Genomic DNA, 17,664 nt, shown 5'->3' with positions numbered 1-17,664 from the left:
TTGATGCCCTGTATAACAAATTTCCAAATCACTGTTTGATATTTTATTTTATGCTACAATATACATTTAGAACTAGGAGGGATACTATGATTCGGAAAGCAAAAAAGACAGATGCGGTAGAAGTAGCACCTTTATTGTATAACGCTCTGCACGAAATTGCTGAAAAAATCACAGGTAGCACAGTTGAAGCAAAAGTAATACTAGGACTTGAAACATGGTTCGTAAAAGAAAATAATCGATTGAGCTATGAAAACTGTTTAGTGGCTGAACAAGGTGGAAAGGTAGTTGGGGTTATTGTCGTTTATCACGGTAGTGACGCTGAACAACTTGATGCACCAATCATACACTACTTAAGAGAACTACATGAAGACGAATCCATTACGTTAGAAAAAGAAGCTGAACTTGATGAGTATTATATTGACACGTTGTCAGTTTCAAGTATGTACAGTGGACGTGGTATTGGCTCTAAATTAATCGATGCAGCTGAACTTCATGCAACTGAAAAAGGGCATGAAAAAATCGCCTTACTTGTTAATTTAGAAAACAAACGCGCTTTTTCACTATATGAAAAACTTGGTTACAAAGAAGATAAAACCGTTATGCTCGTCGGTGAACCGTATGCCCATCTAATAAAACCATTACGGTCATTGGTTTCTATATCTTAAAAGGACAATTCTTTTTTACTTGTTATGTAGAGAAAGAGGCTGCCAAAGGGACAGCCTCTTTTAAATTAATTTTGTATTTAATACATTTCCATCCATCGCCTCATGAAATGTATACGTTGTACATCCCCATGGCTTCCTATGAAAAATAGGCGAACCAGACCATCCCATTGCCCTCAGTTCAGTCCCAATCATTGCATTAAAATAACTATGACCTACAAGGGCAATATGTCCATGTACGAGCGCATAGCGGTGCAACATATTAGCGGCTTGCCTTGCTCTTTCTCGTACTTCCTTATAAGACTCAACCTCTTTACTATAACCAACTATCCATCGTGTACGTCCAATAAACATCCATACATTCGGTTTACATTTCAACCATTTTGGAGCATAAAAACTCGTTGGAACTTCAGCTTCCCTAAAAAGAGGATTTTGCACAAAAGATAGGGAATCCAATAACTCAGCCGCTGACTGTACAGCGCGCCTTTGATCACTCGTTACAACCAGTTTCGCTGATTCAATCGCCTCAATTGTTTCAATTGGTATAGGAGTTTCTTTTACTGTAGTCCCTAAATCATATTGCTTCATCCATTCACGAAATGAAATAATTGTCATTGGCTCTATAGTACTGTCCAAACGACCATGACGAATAAAAGAAATTCGCATTCTTTCCACTCCCCATTCATCACTTACGAACTATATTACGTACTATTTCTTCTTGCCATCATACCATGCATAAAAAGAAAGTTATATATCCCCACCACTATCATGTGTTATCGAAGTGTGCACACCATCCAGTCCATCAAAATATGTAGTTGTTTCATGATGACGCACTTTCTTTAACTGTATATATGAAAATAAAAATAATAAAATCGCTATAAAGCTCCCCACAATTTCAAACATCATTTTCCAGCCCCTAATTTCTCCCACTTTAGTAGCTCATTGTATCTTTTATTATACTCCCGTATAAAGATGTATGCATTTTCATCATTCTTCTCCTAAACAATATTTTTTACATATTTTCTTACAAAAAGTGAATATTTTTCGAATTTTTACTTTGGAAACATTTACAAAGTAGTAAATATAGTTCAAAATAAGAAGAAATAAAAAAGCCCAAATTATTCTTTTTTTGGGAAAACTGGAACAAGGAGAGTTGCTTATGCAGATCGCAGAAACTGGAGATATCATTGAATTTAAAGGTGGAATGCAAGGCCGTGTTCAAAAGGTAAATCAAAACTCCGTTATTGTTGATATAACAATTATGGAGAATTTTAGAGAACTAGATATGGAACCTCTTACAGTTGTAAGCCATAAAAACTATACTGTCATTAATCAACATGCATAATATAATAGAAAGAAAGGATCTGTATATCATACAGATCCTTTCTTTCTATATTAACGATTATCGATCTTTTCTGGATATAAATCGTGATTCATCATGCGGTAGTCTGCCATTTTCTCATACTTAGTTCCTGGGCGGCCGTAGTTACAGTAAGGATCGATTGAAATACCACCACGTGGTGTAAATTTCCCCCATACCTCAATATAGCGTGGATCCATTAATTTAATTAAATCATTCATAATAACGTTCATGCAATCTTCGTGGAAGTCACCATGATTTCGGAAGCTAAATAAATATAGCTTTAAAGATTTACTCTCTACCATTCTTTGTTCTGGAATGTAGCTAATATAAATTGTTGCAAAATCTGGTTGTCCTGTTTTCGGACATAAACTTGTAAATTCAGGACAATTGAATTTTACAAAGTAATCACGGTTTGGATGGTTATTATCAAATACCTCTAAAATTTCCGGGCTATATTCAAATAAATATTTTGTATTTTGATTTCCTAATAATGTTACATCTTTTAAATCTTCATCTAATCTTCCTGCCATTTTAAACATCCCTTCTCATTATACCCCTCGTTTATTTCCCCATACTAACGCATGAAGCTGAGGCAGTACTTTCGCATCATTCATTTCTTTACAATTCACAGCTTTTTCAATAAGCCACTCATATTTTTCTAATAGTTTTTTTATAAGCACCGCATCATCCACTGTTTTCGTATCATCATTCCCTACTTGTAAGAAAAATGGTACATTCGGATAACGCTCGTGCATCTTAACTGCATATTCAAAATCTTGATCATCGAATACTACTACTTTTAAACTAAAATCTTTCCCTGCTAGTTTATGAATAACAGAATCTAACATCTGAAAATCTGTTTTCATAGTTGAACTTGGTGGTTTTGGAGAAATCGTTACCTCATCAATTTGAAGCAACCAATCTTTCCATTTACTCCCTTGCGTTTCTACCGCTGTTCGCATTCCATTCTCCTTTAATATAGAAAGAAGAAATTGCATATTTTTCAGCAAAACAGGATTTCCACCCGAAATCGTAACATGAGAAAAATTTTCTCCACCAATTTCTACAAGCGCATTCCAAATGTCTTCCGGTGTCATTTGTTTAATTTGATCTTTGGCCGATCCATCCCATGTAAAAGCAGAATCACACCAATCACAGCTATAATCACAGCCCGCTGTACGGATAAACATTGTCTTTTGTCCTACAACCATCCCTTCTCCTTGAATGGTTGGACCAAATATTTCTAAGACGGGGATTTTACTCATCGAGCATCCACTCCCGTCTTACTTCCGCATAACTAGTCGGCGTCTCAAAAAGACGAACAAATTCAACACGAGCTCCCTTATATTCGTTCGCACGATTATCTTTCGTTAATGCTTCTGCCATCTTTTCATAAATCCAAACGACCATATTTTCAGCAGTCGTATTCATTTCTGGCAATGTTTCGTTTAAATAACGATGATCTAAATAAATTTCTATTTCATTTTTCCAAATCTCTTTTATATCTCCAAAGTCAATTGCAAGGCCTATTTCATTTACATATCCGCTAATTCCAAATACGACTTTATATGTGTGTCCATGTAAATTTTTACATTTCCCTTCATAGCAGTGTAAATGGTGCGCTGCGTCAAATGTAAATTCCTTGCTGACCATTACTCTTTTATTATGATATTTGAGTTGTTCACGCTGAATATCCTTGTCCATTTTTTGCAAATTTTCTACGATGCGAAATCCAAAAAAGTTATCCATTAGTTGCTCGCTCCTTCGCGTTCTTGTAGATACGTATCTAATCCCGCTTTACGAAGTTGACATGCTGGACATTCACCGCAACCATCACCAATGATTCCGTTATAACATGTTAATGTTTTTTCTCTAACAAACTCAAATGCTCCAAGTTCATCAGATAATTTCCATGTCTCTGCTTTATCAATCCACATAAGTGGTGTATGAATAACAAACGGATAATCCATAGATAAATTTAATGTAACGTTTAATGATTTCACAAACACGTCACGACAATCTGGATAACCACTGAAATCAGTTTCACATACACCCGTTACAATATGACGTGCTCCAACTTGTTTTGCTAATACAGCCGCAAATGATAAAAATAGTAAATTTCGTCCATCTACAAATGTTGATGGCAATTCACCTTCTTCATGTGTAATCTCCATATCCGTTCTCGTTAACGCATTTGGAGCAAGTTGATTTAATAGGCTCATATCTAGTATCGTATGTTTAATTCCTAGCTCTTTCGCAATTTCCACTGCACAATCAATTTCTAATTTATGACGTTGATTGTAGTTAAATGTTACAGCTTCCACTTCTTCAAACTGCTGTATCGCCCAAAATAAACATGTTGTACTATCTTGTCCACCACTAAAAACAACAACTGCTTTTTCTTTTTTCATTTCACTCATTCTCCTTCTCTACTACGAATAAGAAGAAAGAACGTTCTTGAACTGTCACAATAAAAAAACAAAACAATACCTAATGATATTGTTGTTTCCATAGTTTTTTATAGAGGGAGTTCGCGAACCTCTCCCATGCAGTGCACGGAATTTCTTCTTTCATTGACAAAGATTATTGTAACATATTGTATACTACCAGAAAAAATTTCTGATTTTTTCCGCTATTTCGCATTTCATTTATTTCATTTTATAGTATGATTAATTTAATGTTAGAAGAGAGGAGGCATCCCACTGGAACTCTTTATTATTTACCTCTTTTTAAATATATTATCTATTCTCGTTACAATGCTCGTATATCATTTATTTTGGAATCAGAAAGGGAAACGATCTCCTAAATTAAATTCAGCCATATTTATTGTATTGTGTTGCCTCGCTACCATACTATGTATCACTTTCGCAGCAAAAACAAATAATGGTTTTCAGTTCGACATGCGACATATCGTATTAATTGTCGGCACGTTAACGGGAGGGCCTATTGCTGGTGGTTCTATTTTAGCTGTATTAAACATTTATCGCTTTTTATTGGGAGGAATAGGTGCGTTTCCATCCTTTATCGCTTCTATTCTCCTATTTATTGTTCTACTATTAACATACAAATTTTTTAATCGAAGTTCTAATCATATAAAAATAACACTTGCTATTTTTTACAGTCTTACTTATGGATTTGGTTGGATACCATTTTTCCTTGCAAGTGTTACAAATGAGGCAGATTATATACCACATATCATTGTGTACGAACTATGTACGATGATTGGTACGATCCTTATTTTATATTTACTACACATATTACAAATGCAAGTTCGTCTCCAAAATGAACTTATGAACGCTGAGAAATTTCATTTAATCGGCGAAATGGCAGCTTCTATCTCTCATGAAATTCGTAATCCTTTAACTGCAACGAAAGGTTTTTTACAACTTTTACAGTCAGATGCATGTTCTGAGAAAGAACGAAAATTATATATCGACATAGCCATTAATGGTATCGAACAAGCAAATCACGTTCTTACAGACTACTTAACTTTTGCAAAACCGAGTATTGAAAAAGAACAAAAATTACAAGTAGAGGAAGAATTACTTCATGCGTTGTCTTTGATCACACCTCTCGCCAATTTAGCAAATGTTCGTATAAATTATATAAAACAAAGTACATCTTTCTTTATCGCTGGCGAAAAGCAAAAACTGAACCAATGTTTATTAAATATTTTTAAAAATTGTATTGAGGCTATGCCTACAGGTGGCGACCTTATTCTTACATTAGTTCCAGCCCATAAACATATACAATTATATATAAAAGATACAGGAGTTGGTATGGATCAAGAACAAATAAAACGCCTTGGATCACCTTTCTACTCAACGAAAGAAAAAGGGACCGGACTCGGAATGATGGTCGTCTTCAGCGTCATTCAAGCAATGGATGGAAAGATTGATATTATAAGCGAAAAAGGGACAGGTACAACCTTCTTATTAACTTTCCCACTCATACAAAAAACGTGATGAACTTCATCACGTTTTTTCTGTTCCTTCAACTAATTCTGCAAAAGCTTTCACTTTCCCATGTGGCTTTTGATTTTCTTTCCGAGCTTTCCAGGCGCGCTCTTCTTCTCTCTTTTTCTTTGACATGCTTTTCAACTCCTTCTTTTCTTTTCTCCATGTAGTATTCCAAAATGAGAAAGAAAACTATGCATGAGTAAAAAAGAAAAGAAGCGGTTCCCCACTTCTTTCATTTTAACGCTGTAAAATTGCATGTTTCGCTTCTTTTAGCTGTGTAAGATGTCTTTGTTCGTGTAAATCTAGAAATTGAACCCATTGATATAAATTCAAATCATTAAAAATAGGATGTTTTAATCCATTTTCAAATAATTCTTTTTCATCTATTACACTATGAAGGGCATGTAATAATTCTTGTCGTGAATGTTCTAGTAATTGAATTCCTTGCAGTTTTTTCATTAATGTTTCTGTTGGTTTCATTTGTTGAGGAGCTTCCCTTTTATGTGTGCGATCAAGCGTAAGTTGGAGGTCTTTAAATGGAGCAAGTTTTCTTTCTTTTTTTTGCAAAGCATATACAAGGGCAGATGTGACAGACTGTTCAACTAAATGCAAATGATGCAAAATTTGAATAATACTCCATTTATCACGGCGTGGCTTTACATTCACCTCCGTATCATTTAACATTTCAATTTCTGATAACAGCGTGCTTCGTGTAGACTGTAATGAGTGGACTAAAGTTTCTAAACTAACATCCATATTAGATTGAAGCATAGTGCTTTCCCCCCTTTTGTTGGTGAAAAGGGGCGCTCCCCATTAGAAACACCCCTAAAATAATTCTGAATTTTCTTTTATTATCTCATCATTTTTCTATTATGTCGATGTTAAACATAGGAAAAAAGTGCATGTTTTTTACAATTTTGTGTCGTCAACAGCACGTAACCACGCTTCAATTTCTGTAATTACACTTTTTACACACCCTTCAGCGAATGGTGATGTTAAATTTGCAACTTCTACTAATTCTAAGAATGATTTACTTCCACCTTGTTGACAAAGATTCACATAATCTTCCCAAGCCTCTTGTCTATTATCTCTTGCACGTTTCCAAAATTGCAGTGCACAAATTTGAGCTAACGTGTAGTCAATATAATAGAAAGGTGAGCTATAAATATGACCTTGACGTTGCCAGAAACCACCACGCTCTAAATAATCATTATCTTCATAATCACGATGTGGTAAATACTTCTTCTCTATGTTACGCCATGCTGACTTACGTTCTGCTGGCGATGCTTCTGGATTTTCATATACATAATGTTGATATTCATCTACAGATACACCGTACGGTAAAAATAGAAGTGCTGAACTTAAGTGTGAGAAATAATATTTATCCGCATCTTCTTCAAAGAATAACTTCATCCATGGCCATGTAAAGAATTCCATACTCATTGAATGTATTTCACATGCTTCATATGTTGGCCAATTATATTCTGGAATTTCATACTTACGACTTTCATATACTTGGAAAGCATGACCAGCTTCATGTGTTAATACATCAATGTCCCCAGACGTTCCATTAAAGTTTGAGAAGATGAATGGCGCTTTATAATTCTCGATATATGTACAATATCCACCACCAGCTTTTCCTTTTTTCGCAACTAAATCTAATAAATCATTATCGAGCATGAAATTAAAAAACTCATCTGTTTCAGCTGATAATTCTTTATACATCGTTTTCCCGTGATTAATAATCCAATCGGCATCGCCTTTTGGAGTTGGATTACCTGTAGCAAACTCAAAGTTTTCATCATAATAAGCGAGCTTTTCTACACCAATGCGTGCTTTTTGTCTATTTCTTAACTCGGTTGCAACTGGAACGATATAATCTAATACTTGCTGACGATAGTTCGCTACCATTTCAGCATTATAATCTGTACGATACATTCTTGCATATCCTAATTCAACAAAGTTTTTAAAACCAAGTGTTTTTGCGATTTTCGTTCTCACTTTAACAAGCTCATCATAAATACGATCTAACTCTTCCTCGTTCTCAGCTAAAAATCCGTAGTATGCTTCACTTGCTGCTTTGCGTTCACTTCTTTCTTTTCCTTGCATAAACGGAATAAGTTGCGATAACGTTCTTTCTTCTCCTGCAAAGTCAATCTTTGCAGATGCTAATAACTGTGTATATTGCGAAGACAATTTATTCTCTAATTGTAAATCTTTCACTACTTCATCTGAATATGTTTTTAAATCACATTCAGCTAGAGCAAATAATTGCTTTCCATAATACGCTTCTAATTCTTCGCGGAATGGAGAATGAATTAACGCATTATAATACTTTGTACCATACCCTTGTACAACTGGAGAGAATTCATCAAAGAAATCCTGCTCATCCTTATAAAAGGCATCTGTCGTATCAACAGAATGACGAATGTAACAAAGGTTCCCCATTGTACCAAAGTCATTACGAATTTCGTTAATTGAATTGATAACTTGTTTTTGTTCTTCTACAGTTTTTGCGTTATCAAACTTCTCTAAAGCAACAGTAAATTTCCCTTGTAATTCTTCAATATTTGGCCGTTTATATTCATAGTCTTTAAATGACATGAACGAGCCCCCTCTCCATTATATGCATCATTATTATAATTCAATTCTTACTTACAAATCTCCTCTTATTCTTCAGCAAAATGCGGTAGATGATGTCATAAATACATGCACACAAAAAAGCCTTGGATTTCTTTATCCAAAGCTCCTTTGGAACATATCATCATTTTTCATACTTTCCAATTTTTTTCAATAGCTCGAGTAATTCATCCTTCTCATCCTTCGTTAACATTTCAAAAGACTGATATATAACTTGCTCATGACCTGGAAAAATAGAAGCAATAAAGCTCTCTCCAGACTCCGTTAATTGTGCATAAATAACACGCCTATCATTTGGACATGGAATTCGTTTTACAAGCCCTTTTTTCTCTAGCTTATCTACAACGTATGTAATGCTGCCACTAGCTATTAAAATACGCTCACCGATTTGCTGAAGTGGTTGGCCTCCTTTATGATATAGTAATTCTAATACAGCAAACTCAGTTGGATTTAATCCGTTACTTTGTATGGATTTATTTGTAGTATCCATAACAGAACGATGTACACGGGATAATGCAATAAATACTTTTAAAGATTGAGAAATGTCTTCTCGCTCATTATTTGATGTCATACCATTTCAACCCTTCACTTAAATTCTCCGCAACAAAAAGAAAAGCAACGTAGCACTTCATTACAACTTCCGAATGAATATTCACTCATTCCTTTTCCTTTCCCTAATGTAATGCAAATGATTCTTGAATAAAAACATGACAATTTTAACATAGTTTATATATAATGATAATAAAAAAAGAAGGAGTACCAAATTTGAAAGTCAAATTACAAAGCATAGTTTTTTACATACTGCTTGTTATACTGCCAACGATAGGGATTGGTGCCACATTTTTTTCATATCACACTTATCAAATGAAACAGGCAAACAAACTATCTGCTCACACTGTTCTCTTTTTATATAGAGACTATTTAGACCATCACCTTGGTGAAGCTATATCTGCCTTAGAAATGCTCGCAAAAGTCGTAGGGACCGAAACTGGAAACATCAATGGGATTAAACAGATTGTACATGATACCGATGGAAATGATGAACGTTTTTCCGGTCTATATTACGCTACGACAGATGGGATGATTACACTCGCATCCCAAGGCGATTCGCCGCCTATTGACGTTTCTGACCGCCAATACATCCAAGATGCGTTGCAATCTAAGAAAACAACTGTATCATCAGTTATTACAGATCGCGTTCTTGGACATCAAGCTATTATGATTGCGTCTCCAATATTTAATAGACAAAAGGAACTCTCAGGCTTATTATTAGCAAGTTTACGCTTTGACTACATTTCAGCCTCTTTAAATGCTATTAAACCACAATATCATTTCGAAGTGACTGATAAACATGATGTAGTTTTTCTAACCGATGATAATAACGAAACAAGCGATGGGCATTCTAACATGCTTACTACCCCACTCCAAAGATTAAATTGGAAAGTCTCTGTTTCTCCGTTACCTATTCATCAACAAACTTTATACCAGTTAGTTTCAATAGAGTGTATAGCTACTTTATTTTTAATGTCTATTTTATTTTTACTTGCTCAATACATGTTATTAAAACGTCAAACAAAACTAGAAAGACAACAAAATGAACTACAAAAAATTGAATTGGTTGGAACTTTTGCAGCTAGTACAGCTCATGAAATCCGTAACCCTCTTACTGGAATTAAAGGACTCGTTGCTCTGTTAAAAGAGAAATATAAAGATGAACAGGATCAGTTCTACTTTTCCGTAATCGAGCAAGAAATAGAGCGGATTAATGAAATTGTAAGCGAATTTCTTATTCTTGGAAAACCAACTGCCATCATTGAACAAACATATGATGTAAGAACGATTCTTAATGAGGTAGCATTAATTATCCAATCTGAATCGAATCTACATAACATTGTATTTCATTTACATTTGCCAGACCATCCTGTTCATATACGTTGCTCAAAAGACCATATGAAACAAGTGGTTTTAAACATTACAAAAAATGCAATTGAAGCCATGGCTTCTGGTGATACATTAACCATTGTAGTAACAAACAACGAAAAACACGCACACTTGCAAATTATTGATACTGGAAAAGGGATTCCTAAACATATTCAAAAACACCTCTTTCATCCGTTCTTTACTAATAAAGATACTGGAACAGGTCTTGGGCTTGTTATATGTAAACGAATTGTAGAGATGTACAATGGGCATATATTTATTGATAGTAAAGAAAACAAAGGAACGACAGTTCATATAGAGATTCCATTACACATAGTATAATTATCCTTATCCTAAAAGGGTAATTATACTTATTTCATAAAACCAGCTACAAACATTCTCCAAAAATTGTTTGATTTCCCTTCATACTCAATTTGAAAAATAGGAACCTTTATAATTGAAAACCATTTCGGTGTTTGTTTTTCTTTGTAACGCTGATACTGTACGATAAGCTTGTCCAATTCTTGACTAACTTGAATTGTCTCCATACTATTTAACCCACTTGTTAATCCTAAATGAATCATTTCTTCACGTTTCATATGAATATCATGCGAAAGCTTTTCTAATGTGTACTTCCTTTTTACAGTAAACATCCATATCCCCCTTATTTTTCTTCCATACTCTCAACGCCTCATCTACTTTAGCCCTTTAAACACTTAATTCTATTTAAAATTGAAGAATCAGAAAATTTAACATTTTTCCCCTGTAATTTACAAATCTTTACCCTCACTTTGAGAATTATTACAAATTATTCTATCTTTGTAAATACATTCGCAATAATAGACATTTTTTTCATCTTCTTTTTTGTAAATACTCAGTAAACAGTGGATTCTCTATTTTCAATTTACTTTTCTTCGACATTTTTTGTTTAATTTATGTAAAAACGCAAAACATAATGATGATTGATAAAGTGAACTTTACTCAGTGGGGGTTTTGTCCATCCCCCACTAATTATTAGCCTTCACCAATCGGGCGTTTACGGGCAGTGGATTTTCCACCTAACTTCTTTACTCCAGCCAAATTTTAAGGTGGGAGTCTTACTGTCCGCAAATAGCGGGATAAAATAGAAAGGAAATATTTATATGCGCAAATATACTATTACAGTTCTCATCTTCACCCTGTTCATACCATTCTTCCTCTTTCCTATTCAAGCAAACGCTCATACGAATAAAGTTGCTATTGTCATCGATGATTTCGGCAATAATATGAAAGGCACAGATAAGATGTTATCACTTCCTATTCCACTCACTGTTGCTGTTATGCCATTTCTTCCTTCTACTAAACAAGATGCAATAGCTGCCCATAAAAAAGGGCATGAAGTTATTATACATATGCCAATGGAACCAATTAGAGGAAAAAAAGAGTGGCTTGGACCAAAAGCGATTACAACAGATTTAAGCGATGAAGAAATAAACAACCGACTCGAACAAGCAATTCAAGAAATACCTCATGCAATAGGAATGAACAATCATATGGGATCAAAAGTAACCGCTGATGAAAGGATTGTACGTCTTATACTTTCTGCCTGTAAAAAGCACGGTTTATTTTATTTAGATAGTAAAACAAACCCTAATAGTGTTGTCCCAAAAATCGGTAAAGAATTAGGCGTTCCTATTATTGAAAACCAATTATTTTTTGATGATGTATATACGGTAAGTCACATTTCAAAACAAGCACAATTACTCATAAAAAAAATCCAAGACAAACCCATTATGGTAGCTATCGGACACGTTGGGGCTCCAGGTGAAATTACATCACGTATTATCGAAACTTCTATTCCTAAAATTCGTGAGCATGCAGACTTTATTTTTTTATCTGATTTAGCATTATCTCCACCTTCTGTTTCAAAATAAAATTCATTTCTCGTACTAAAAAAGATACCTATCTACACATAGCAGATAGGTACCTTTCCTTTTCAACTTAAATATAATCTACATGACTCACCCTAAATCCCTTTTTCTCTATCTTTTCAATTAATTGCTTTAATTTTTTTTCATTTAACTCATCCGATATATTTACGATAACACGGCGAATATATTGATCACCGTTATCAAGCGTAAACAGTCCACCGATATTATATGCTTTTAATAATGTCCCAAGCTCTTTAATTGTTCCCTTACAATCTTGTGTTGCAATTGTTAATATATAACCACCCGTCCGCATACCGAACGAATCCTCAATAACATCAAATACATTAGAGTGTGTTAAAATGCCGACAAATTCATTATACTCATTTAAAACCGCTAAAAACGGGAGACGACGAATAACGTAAAAAGCTCTAAAAAAAGAATCCTTTTCAAAAATAAACGAATTTGGATTTTCCAGTACATCTTCTGTACTTACATCCTCTAATCTGCTATTACACTTCTTTTCTAAAAGATCTACTTTATAAATAATCCCCGTGAATTCCTTCTCATTTTCTGCTAATACAGGAATTGCGCGAAATCCCGTTTCATTCATAATTTGTAACGCCTTTTCACCAGAATCATTCGTTTTGCAAAATGTCACCTGCTGTTTTGGCAGAAAATGATATTTAACTCGCAAAATATGTTCCTCCTTACATGTCAACATGTAATCTATATATAATAAGGAGACCTATATTTTATGAGTGAAATTTCTTTTTAAAACGCTTTCATTTTTAAGAGATGGTAATCTCTGTGAATACATCTTTATATAACAGAACTTTTTGCCCCTTTTATCATTAAAAGCTTTACGTGATAGTTCATTAAATACTCTATACCTTCCAACCATTTTTTCGCTTCTTCTGGAGTTTTCCCCCACACGATCATTCCGTAATTATGAACAAGGACTACTCCTCCACCTTCAATAAAATTCGGAACATTATTTTCTAATAAATTAGCGAATTTCTTTTCATCTTCTACAATTGGAATTGTCATTTCTGTAATACCGTCTTTTCCAAAAACACGTTCCACACTACGTTTTTCGAATGTTACTTCTCCTTCTTTCCCATATAGCTCTGACATTAAATGACTATCTACAGTCTGTACTTGTAAAATGCATTCTGCACTACTTTTTTTATAAATATCCGCATGCATAAATGACTCTATAGCTGGTTTTTCTTCGTTTTCAAATACTGGCTCACACATGCAATTTACGACAATAAAATCTTCTTCAGAAAATACCCCTTTATCTCTTCCCTCTACATTCACTAAAAATGTTAATGGCTCTTTTGACGTACACATCGATAAACTAATTTTCGTACCATAAAACCAATCGCGAAGTGCCAATTCTGCTTTCACATCTTTTAATTCGTTCCATTTTTTCAGAAAAAATAACATTTCGTCACCCCCGGCGTAATATTAATATAATATTCAAATCCTTTCTATATAAAAGGAATGTTTTTTGATTATTCTAAAAATTTAATTGAATTATCACACGAGAATGCCTTTTTGTCAATATGGTTTCAGCACCTATCGGAAAAATAGGCCTATTACATGTAAACACTCCTGTCTATTTAGCACTTGATTTTGTACATATAAAAAATACGTTATTCTTCTTATTAAAGAATAACGTATTTTTCTCATTTGTTATTTAATTATTGCGTTATATAAAAATTGTGCGTATTGTTCACGTGTTACGAAATCATCACCTAAAAAATTACCTTTGCCGTCACCTTTTGATACTTTATTATCCACTAAAGCTTTCACATATCCTTCCGCCCAATGACCAGATGGCACATCTTTAAAGCTCTCTACACTATTTTCATTTTCCTTTAACTGGAATACTCTTTGTAATACCACTGCCATTTCATAACGAGTTAATACTCCATCTGGACGGAACTTATCATTACCGTATCCTGTCATAATTCCAGCTTGTACCACTGCATCAATAGCCTTTTCATACATATTTCCTTTCGTATCTGTAAACATCATTTTTTGTTCTAAATCAGTGTCTAATTTTAAATACCTTTGTATTAGAAGTGCTACTTGCCCGCGAGTAATGTTGTCACCAAATCCAAATTGCCCATTTCCATAGCCTATAAATAACTTTTCTTTCGCTAAATAGTTAATTGCTTCTTCTGACCAATGACCCTTTGGCACATCTTTAAATTCAATTACTTCTTCCGCTACTTTTTCATTTACAACATTTTGAATAACAGACCCTGTGAAGAAGATTCCTGTATCCGCAAATGGATCTTTCACTCCAAATTCATATACTTTCTCACCTGGTGTACTCCACTTCACTACACCATTACTATACGTACCACCATCACTCTTCAGACGGATTTTTGTAGATACCTCACCGTCTTTTTCGTATATAGGTACTTTTACTTCTTTATTTACTTCTGTATCCTCTAAAAAGACTTTTTGGTTTTGAACATTAATGTAAGCTGTCTTACTTAGTTCTATTACTGGTCTAACATCGCGGATTTCATTTGCAACAAAACTTAAATATACTAACTTATTCAACTTACTAACTGGCGATAAGTCTGAAATATAATTTGCTTCTAAATCAAGTTTTTGTAAGTTTACTAGATTTGATAATGGAGTAATCTCCTTTAACTCATTATTAGGTAAATCTAATTCTGTAAGCTGAGTCATTTTAGCAAGTGGTGTCACATCTTCAATTTGATTTTTACCGATAAATAATTTATTTAATTGATTCATTTGATCAATACCCGATAAATCTTTAACCTTATTACGCGTTAATACTAAGTCCTTTAAAGGTAATGAATATAACGGTTTAATATCTTCAATTTGATTACCTGCTAAAGTTAAGTATGTTACATTTTTCAATGCGCTTAATGGAGCAACATCCGTAATTTTATTATTTGCTAAATTCAAGTAATCTAGTTGTTCCATTTTCGCTAATGCTGTTACATCTTCTATTTGGTTGCCTGATAGATATAAACTTTTTACATTTTTCATTTCAATTAGTGGTGCAACGTTTGTAATTTTATTATTACTCAAATCAAGAGATTCTAAATTTTCCATCTTAACAAGTGGTGTTACATCTGAAAATTCATTACCACGCAAAGCTAAATGATTTAATTGCTTTAAATTCGCAAAGAACGACGGATCTGTTATCTTCGCATTCGCAACTGTTAAAGATTTTAAATTTGGCATATATTTTAATGCACTATAATCCAGAATCTCATTCGTGTTTAAAAACAAGTCCTTTACTTGTAATAACTCTTCTTTCGTAATTAGTGTATTTAAATCTTTTCTATTAAATACTTTTTTATTAACAAGTTCTCTTAATTTGTTATCTGTTATCATATTTTGATTATCAACTGGATTATCTGTTTCCGTATTGCCTGAATTAGAGTTATCATCTGGTTTCTCTGTTTCTTTTTCACCTACAGTTGGATCTTTAATTTCAAATTGAACTTGATATTTGTGATCATATCCAATAGCCGGAATAAATATATGCATTTGCATATTGTGCTTCTGCTCAAATTCGCCAATTTCAAATTGGACTACTTTCGTTCCATTTTTTCTTTTATCTTCTGACAGAACTTTCACATCATGAAATACACCAGGTTGATTTCTATCTTCTATTCTAAGATATTGAAAATAATCGCTATCTTGTATTGTTACAGTAACGATTTTTTTCCCATCTTCAATTGCTACTTTAGGATTTTTTATGTACTGAGAAACCATAGATGGCTCATCTTTTTGATCCTTATATATTTTAATCTCAGTATCATACGTGCGATCACTGGCTGCTGCTACCGACTGGTTTGCTTCAATTTTTATTGCTGCTAACGCTGGAGTAGAATACGCAGCAAATGGAATAGCTAATGTTGTTGCTACTACTAGAGCTTTAATATAACTTTTTTTCAAAATAATATCCCCTTATCTTATATATATTCCAATTGATAATTACTATCAATTGCTAACATAATAAATGATAATGAATCTCATTATCATTGTCAATAAGAATATTACATTAAGTTTATATTTCCATAGATAAAAAATAAAAAACCCTTTACTCAAAGGGCTTTTTTGCCTATCGTATGAAGGATTTCACTTTTTTCTTTTTCATTAATAACACCAATTTTTTGCAAAATGTTTGCATACAATACAAGTTTATTATATATCCGTTCCGACATACTTTCCCTTCTTTCCTTCGACCAACTTTTTTTGTATTGGTAAATTATATGAACGAGATGAGAAAATGTGTCCACTTTTTGCATAAATACAAAGCTTTTATTTTTTTACTTGCTGATAGTAAAACTCCCACCTAAAAATTAGGTGGGAGTTTAAACGTATTCAATTCATTTAGCAAACTGTCCATTGAATATTATGCTTTTTGACTTCTTCTTCAAAACTATAGGGCATTTTCTTATCACAAATAATATGTTGAATACGAGAAAATCCTGCTATTCGGTAGTTCCCTTTTACGCCTACCTTTGTATGATCGCATAAAATATACGTTTTCTCAGCTAATTTCATCATCGCTTCTGACAGTTTCGCCTTTTCTAATTCAAAGCTAGAAGCCCCAAAACCTTGCAACAACCCATCAATCGAAACGAATGCTTTATGAAAATGAAATTGATGAATTACTTGCTGTGAAATAGACCCCGACACACGTGAATGTTTTGGAGATACTTTCCCGCCTATAAATAAAACTTCACCGTGAAACATCTTTTTATTTATAGAAGAAATTAATTGTGTTGCTACTGGAAATGAACTTGTTACAATCGTTAAATTTTTACGATGAACAAGATATGGCACCATTTGAAGTGGTGTACTTCCATCATCAATCGCAATAACATCTCCATCTTCCACAAACGTTGCTGCTTTATACCCAATTCTTTTCTTCTCTTCTATATGCAGCATCTCTCGTTCTAACATCGGTGCCTCTATCCCAGCTCCCGGAAGTTGAACGGCTCCACCGTACACTTTCTTCAATTTTTTTTCACGATCTAATTCTTCTAAATACCGACGAATCGTCTCTGTTGATACTGCGAACTCTCTCGCTAATTCTGAAACTTTTACTTTTCCTTTAAACTCTACCTTCTCAAGAATTGTCCTCTTTCTCTCTTCACCTACTACAGACATAGCCTCACCCCATTTATATCTACCTCATAAAC

At 33.8% G+C, this 17,664-nt stretch carries 20 protein-coding genes and 1 riboswitch; of the genes, 5 read left to right on the top strand and 15 right to left on the bottom strand.

Translation table 11 applies throughout. The features are described 5' to 3' along the window. Nucleotides 1-86 precede the first annotated feature (86 nt). Complete coding sequence (locus MR066_RS05980) at nucleotides 87-665, top strand: GNAT family N-acetyltransferase (protein WP_002011516.1); 579 nt, start codon at nucleotides 87-89, stop codon at nucleotides 663-665. Between the two features lie 60 nt (nucleotides 666-725). On the opposite strand, the gene MR066_RS05975 is transcribed toward MR066_RS05980, so the two are convergent. Further along, nucleotides 726-1,328, bottom strand: coding sequence for a histidine phosphatase family protein (locus MR066_RS05975; RefSeq protein ID WP_002188882.1), 603 nt, complete (start codon nucleotides 1,326-1,328; stop codon nucleotides 726-728). 81 nt (nucleotides 1,329-1,409) lie between these two features. Further along, nucleotides 1,410-1,568, bottom strand: coding sequence for a hypothetical protein (locus MR066_RS05970; RefSeq protein WP_002086806.1), 159 nt, complete (start codon nucleotides 1,566-1,568; stop codon nucleotides 1,410-1,412). A gap of 253 nt (nucleotides 1,569-1,821) precedes the next feature. Between MR066_RS05970 and MR066_RS05965 the strand changes: the two genes are divergently transcribed. Next, nucleotides 1,822-2,007: a YkvS family protein gene (locus MR066_RS05965; RefSeq protein WP_002064385.1), complete on the top strand. Its 186-nt coding sequence runs from the start codon at nucleotides 1,822-1,824 to the stop codon at nucleotides 2,005-2,007. 50 nt (nucleotides 2,008-2,057) lie between these two features. Here the strand turns inward: MR066_RS05965 and queF are convergent, their stop codons facing one another. From queF to queC, 4 genes are read right to left on the bottom strand one after another with little or no spacing between them, the layout of a single operon-like run. Next, nucleotides 2,058-2,555, bottom strand: coding sequence for a preQ(1) synthase (gene queF / locus MR066_RS05960; RefSeq protein ID WP_002086808.1), 498 nt, complete (start codon nucleotides 2,553-2,555; stop codon nucleotides 2,058-2,060). Between the two features lie 18 nt (nucleotides 2,556-2,573). After that, nucleotides 2,574-3,290 (bottom strand): 7-carboxy-7-deazaguanine synthase QueE, encoded by a 717-nt coding sequence (queE, locus tag MR066_RS05955; RefSeq protein WP_242246223.1) that lies wholly within the window; start codon nucleotides 3,288-3,290, stop codon nucleotides 2,574-2,576. Then, nucleotides 3,283-3,774, bottom strand: coding sequence for a 6-carboxytetrahydropterin synthase QueD (gene queD / locus MR066_RS05950; RefSeq protein ID WP_002011526.1), 492 nt, complete (start codon nucleotides 3,772-3,774; stop codon nucleotides 3,283-3,285). The genes queE and queD overlap by 8 nt, the downstream gene beginning before the upstream one ends. Continuing rightward, nucleotides 3,774-4,436: a 7-cyano-7-deazaguanine synthase QueC gene (queC, locus tag MR066_RS05945; RefSeq protein ID WP_002168840.1), complete on the bottom strand. Its 663-nt coding sequence runs from the start codon at nucleotides 4,434-4,436 to the stop codon at nucleotides 3,774-3,776. The genes queD and queC overlap by 1 nt, the downstream gene beginning before the upstream one ends. Before the next feature lie 93 nt (nucleotides 4,437-4,529). Beyond that, a riboswitch (PreQ1 riboswitch) is annotated at nucleotides 4,530-4,573 on the bottom strand. 208 nt (nucleotides 4,574-4,781) lie between these two features. Here queC and MR066_RS05940 point away from each other — a divergent pair. Continuing rightward, on the top strand, nucleotides 4,782-5,990 hold the full coding sequence (locus tag MR066_RS05940) for an ATP-binding protein (protein ID WP_061688814.1): 1,209 nt from the start codon (nucleotides 4,782-4,784) through the stop codon (nucleotides 5,988-5,990). A 9-nt stretch (nucleotides 5,991-5,999) separates the two neighbouring features. On the opposite strand, the gene MR066_RS05935 is transcribed toward MR066_RS05940, so the two are convergent. The 4 genes from MR066_RS05935 to MR066_RS05920 form a co-directional block, all read right to left on the bottom strand. Next, the gene (locus tag MR066_RS05935) at nucleotides 6,000-6,116 is read right to left on the bottom strand and encodes a DUF6254 family protein (RefSeq protein ID WP_000038354.1); all 117 of its coding nucleotides are present in this window, start codon (nucleotides 6,114-6,116) and stop codon (nucleotides 6,000-6,002) included. Nucleotides 6,117-6,221: 105 nt separating this feature from the next. Then, a complete protein-coding gene (locus tag MR066_RS05930) occupies nucleotides 6,222-6,755 on the bottom strand; it encodes a DinB family protein (RefSeq protein WP_002030551.1) in 534 nt (177 codons plus the stop codon). A gap of 138 nt (nucleotides 6,756-6,893) precedes the next feature. Then, nucleotides 6,894-8,588, bottom strand: a complete 1,695-nt coding sequence (locus MR066_RS05925) for a M3 family oligoendopeptidase (RefSeq protein ID WP_242246222.1) — start codon at nucleotides 8,586-8,588, stop codon at nucleotides 6,894-6,896. Nucleotides 8,589-8,748: 160 nt separating this feature from the next. Continuing rightward, entirely contained in the window at nucleotides 8,749-9,195 is a 447-nt protein-coding gene (locus tag MR066_RS05920; RefSeq protein WP_002011538.1) for a MarR family winged helix-turn-helix transcriptional regulator, read from the bottom strand. 194 nt (nucleotides 9,196-9,389) lie between these two features. Between MR066_RS05920 and MR066_RS05915 the strand changes: the two genes are divergently transcribed. After that, entirely contained in the window at nucleotides 9,390-10,886 is a 1,497-nt protein-coding gene (locus tag MR066_RS05915) for a DUF3149 domain-containing protein (protein WP_002140933.1), read from the top strand. A gap of 29 nt (nucleotides 10,887-10,915) precedes the next feature. Here MR066_RS05915 and MR066_RS05910 read toward each other — a convergent pair whose 3' ends face one another. Then, on the bottom strand, nucleotides 10,916-11,197 hold the full coding sequence (locus MR066_RS05910; RefSeq protein ID WP_002030543.1) for an aspartyl-phosphate phosphatase Spo0E family protein: 282 nt from the start codon (nucleotides 11,195-11,197) through the stop codon (nucleotides 10,916-10,918). Between the two features lie 489 nt (nucleotides 11,198-11,686). Here MR066_RS05910 and MR066_RS05905 point away from each other — a divergent pair, with 489 nt between their 5' ends. Further along, a complete protein-coding gene (locus tag MR066_RS05905; RefSeq protein WP_002011545.1) occupies nucleotides 11,687-12,457 on the top strand; it encodes a divergent polysaccharide deacetylase family protein in 771 nt (256 codons plus the stop codon). Between the two features lie 67 nt (nucleotides 12,458-12,524). Here MR066_RS05905 and cbpA read toward each other — a convergent pair whose 3' ends face one another. The 4 genes from cbpA to MR066_RS05885 all read right to left on the bottom strand — a co-directional run bounded on the left by cbpA (nucleotide 12,525) and on the right by MR066_RS05885 (nucleotide 17,632). Continuing rightward, nucleotides 12,525-13,148, bottom strand: coding sequence for a cyclic di-AMP binding protein CbpA (gene cbpA / locus MR066_RS05900; protein ID WP_002140932.1), 624 nt, complete (start codon nucleotides 13,146-13,148; stop codon nucleotides 12,525-12,527). Between the two features lie 125 nt (nucleotides 13,149-13,273). After that, nucleotides 13,274-13,903, bottom strand: a complete 630-nt coding sequence (locus tag MR066_RS05895) for a class II aldolase/adducin family protein (protein WP_002011549.1) — start codon at nucleotides 13,901-13,903, stop codon at nucleotides 13,274-13,276. A 249-nt stretch (nucleotides 13,904-14,152) separates the two neighbouring features. Continuing rightward, the gene (locus MR066_RS05890; protein WP_242246221.1) at nucleotides 14,153-16,411 is read right to left on the bottom strand and encodes an NEAT domain-containing leucine-rich repeat protein; all 2,259 of its coding nucleotides are present in this window, start codon (nucleotides 16,409-16,411) and stop codon (nucleotides 14,153-14,155) included. A 438-nt stretch (nucleotides 16,412-16,849) separates the two neighbouring features. After that, complete coding sequence (locus MR066_RS05885; RefSeq protein WP_201066520.1) at nucleotides 16,850-17,632, bottom strand: DeoR/GlpR family DNA-binding transcription regulator; 783 nt, start codon at nucleotides 17,630-17,632, stop codon at nucleotides 16,850-16,852. Nucleotides 17,633-17,664 lie beyond the last annotated feature (32 nt).

The organism is Bacillus cereus group sp. BfR-BA-01523, assembly GCF_022662615.1.
GTDB lineage: Bacteria > Bacillota > Bacilli > Bacillales > Bacillaceae_G > Bacillus_A > Bacillus_A mycoides.
This window is presented reverse-complemented; position numbering and strand designations above follow the sequence as displayed.

Excerpts from the sequence above, each read along its gene's own strand:
- MR066_RS05980 (WP_002011516.1), top strand. The coding sequence starts at position 87 with ATGATTCGGAAAGCAAAAAAGACAGATGCGGTAGAAGTAGCACCTTTA.
- MR066_RS05975 (WP_002188882.1), bottom strand. The coding sequence starts at position 1,328 with ATGCGAATTTCTTTTATTCGTCATGGTCGTTTGGACAGTACTATAGAG.
- MR066_RS05970 (WP_002086806.1), bottom strand. The coding sequence starts at position 1,568 with ATGATGTTTGAAATTGTGGGGAGCTTTATAGCGATTTTATTATTTTTA.
- MR066_RS05965 (WP_002064385.1), top strand. The coding sequence starts at position 1,822 with ATGCAGATCGCAGAAACTGGAGATATCATTGAATTTAAAGGTGGAATG.
- queF (WP_002086808.1), bottom strand. The coding sequence starts at position 2,555 with ATGGCAGGAAGATTAGATGAAGATTTAAAAGATGTAACATTATTAGGA.
- queE (WP_242246223.1), bottom strand. The coding sequence starts at position 3,290 with ATGAGTAAAATCCCCGTCTTAGAAATATTTGGTCCAACCATTCAAGGA.
- queD (WP_002011526.1), bottom strand. The coding sequence starts at position 3,774 with ATGGATAACTTTTTTGGATTTCGCATCGTAGAAAATTTGCAAAAAATG.
- queC (WP_002168840.1), bottom strand. The coding sequence starts at position 4,436 with ATGAAAAAAGAAAAAGCAGTTGTTGTTTTTAGTGGTGGACAAGATAGT.
- MR066_RS05940 (WP_061688814.1), top strand. The coding sequence starts at position 4,782 with ATGCTCGTATATCATTTATTTTGGAATCAGAAAGGGAAACGATCTCCT.
- MR066_RS05935 (WP_000038354.1), bottom strand. The coding sequence starts at position 6,116 with ATGTCAAAGAAAAAGAGAGAAGAAGAGCGCGCCTGGAAAGCTCGGAAA.
- MR066_RS05930 (WP_002030551.1), bottom strand. The coding sequence starts at position 6,755 with ATGCTTCAATCTAATATGGATGTTAGTTTAGAAACTTTAGTCCACTCA.
- MR066_RS05925 (WP_242246222.1), bottom strand. The coding sequence starts at position 8,588 with ATGTCATTTAAAGACTATGAATATAAACGGCCAAATATTGAAGAATTA.
- MR066_RS05920 (WP_002011538.1), bottom strand. The coding sequence starts at position 9,195 with ATGACATCAAATAATGAGCGAGAAGACATTTCTCAATCTTTAAAAGTA.
- MR066_RS05910 (WP_002030543.1), bottom strand. The coding sequence starts at position 11,197 with ATGTTTACTGTAAAAAGGAAGTACACATTAGAAAAGCTTTCGCATGAT.
- MR066_RS05905 (WP_002011545.1), top strand. The coding sequence starts at position 11,687 with ATGCGCAAATATACTATTACAGTTCTCATCTTCACCCTGTTCATACCA.
- MR066_RS05895 (WP_002011549.1), bottom strand. The coding sequence starts at position 13,903 with ATGTTATTTTTTCTGAAAAAATGGAACGAATTAAAAGATGTGAAAGCA.
- MR066_RS05885 (WP_201066520.1), bottom strand. The coding sequence starts at position 17,632 with ATGTCTGTAGTAGGTGAAGAGAGAAAGAGGACAATTCTTGAGAAGGTA.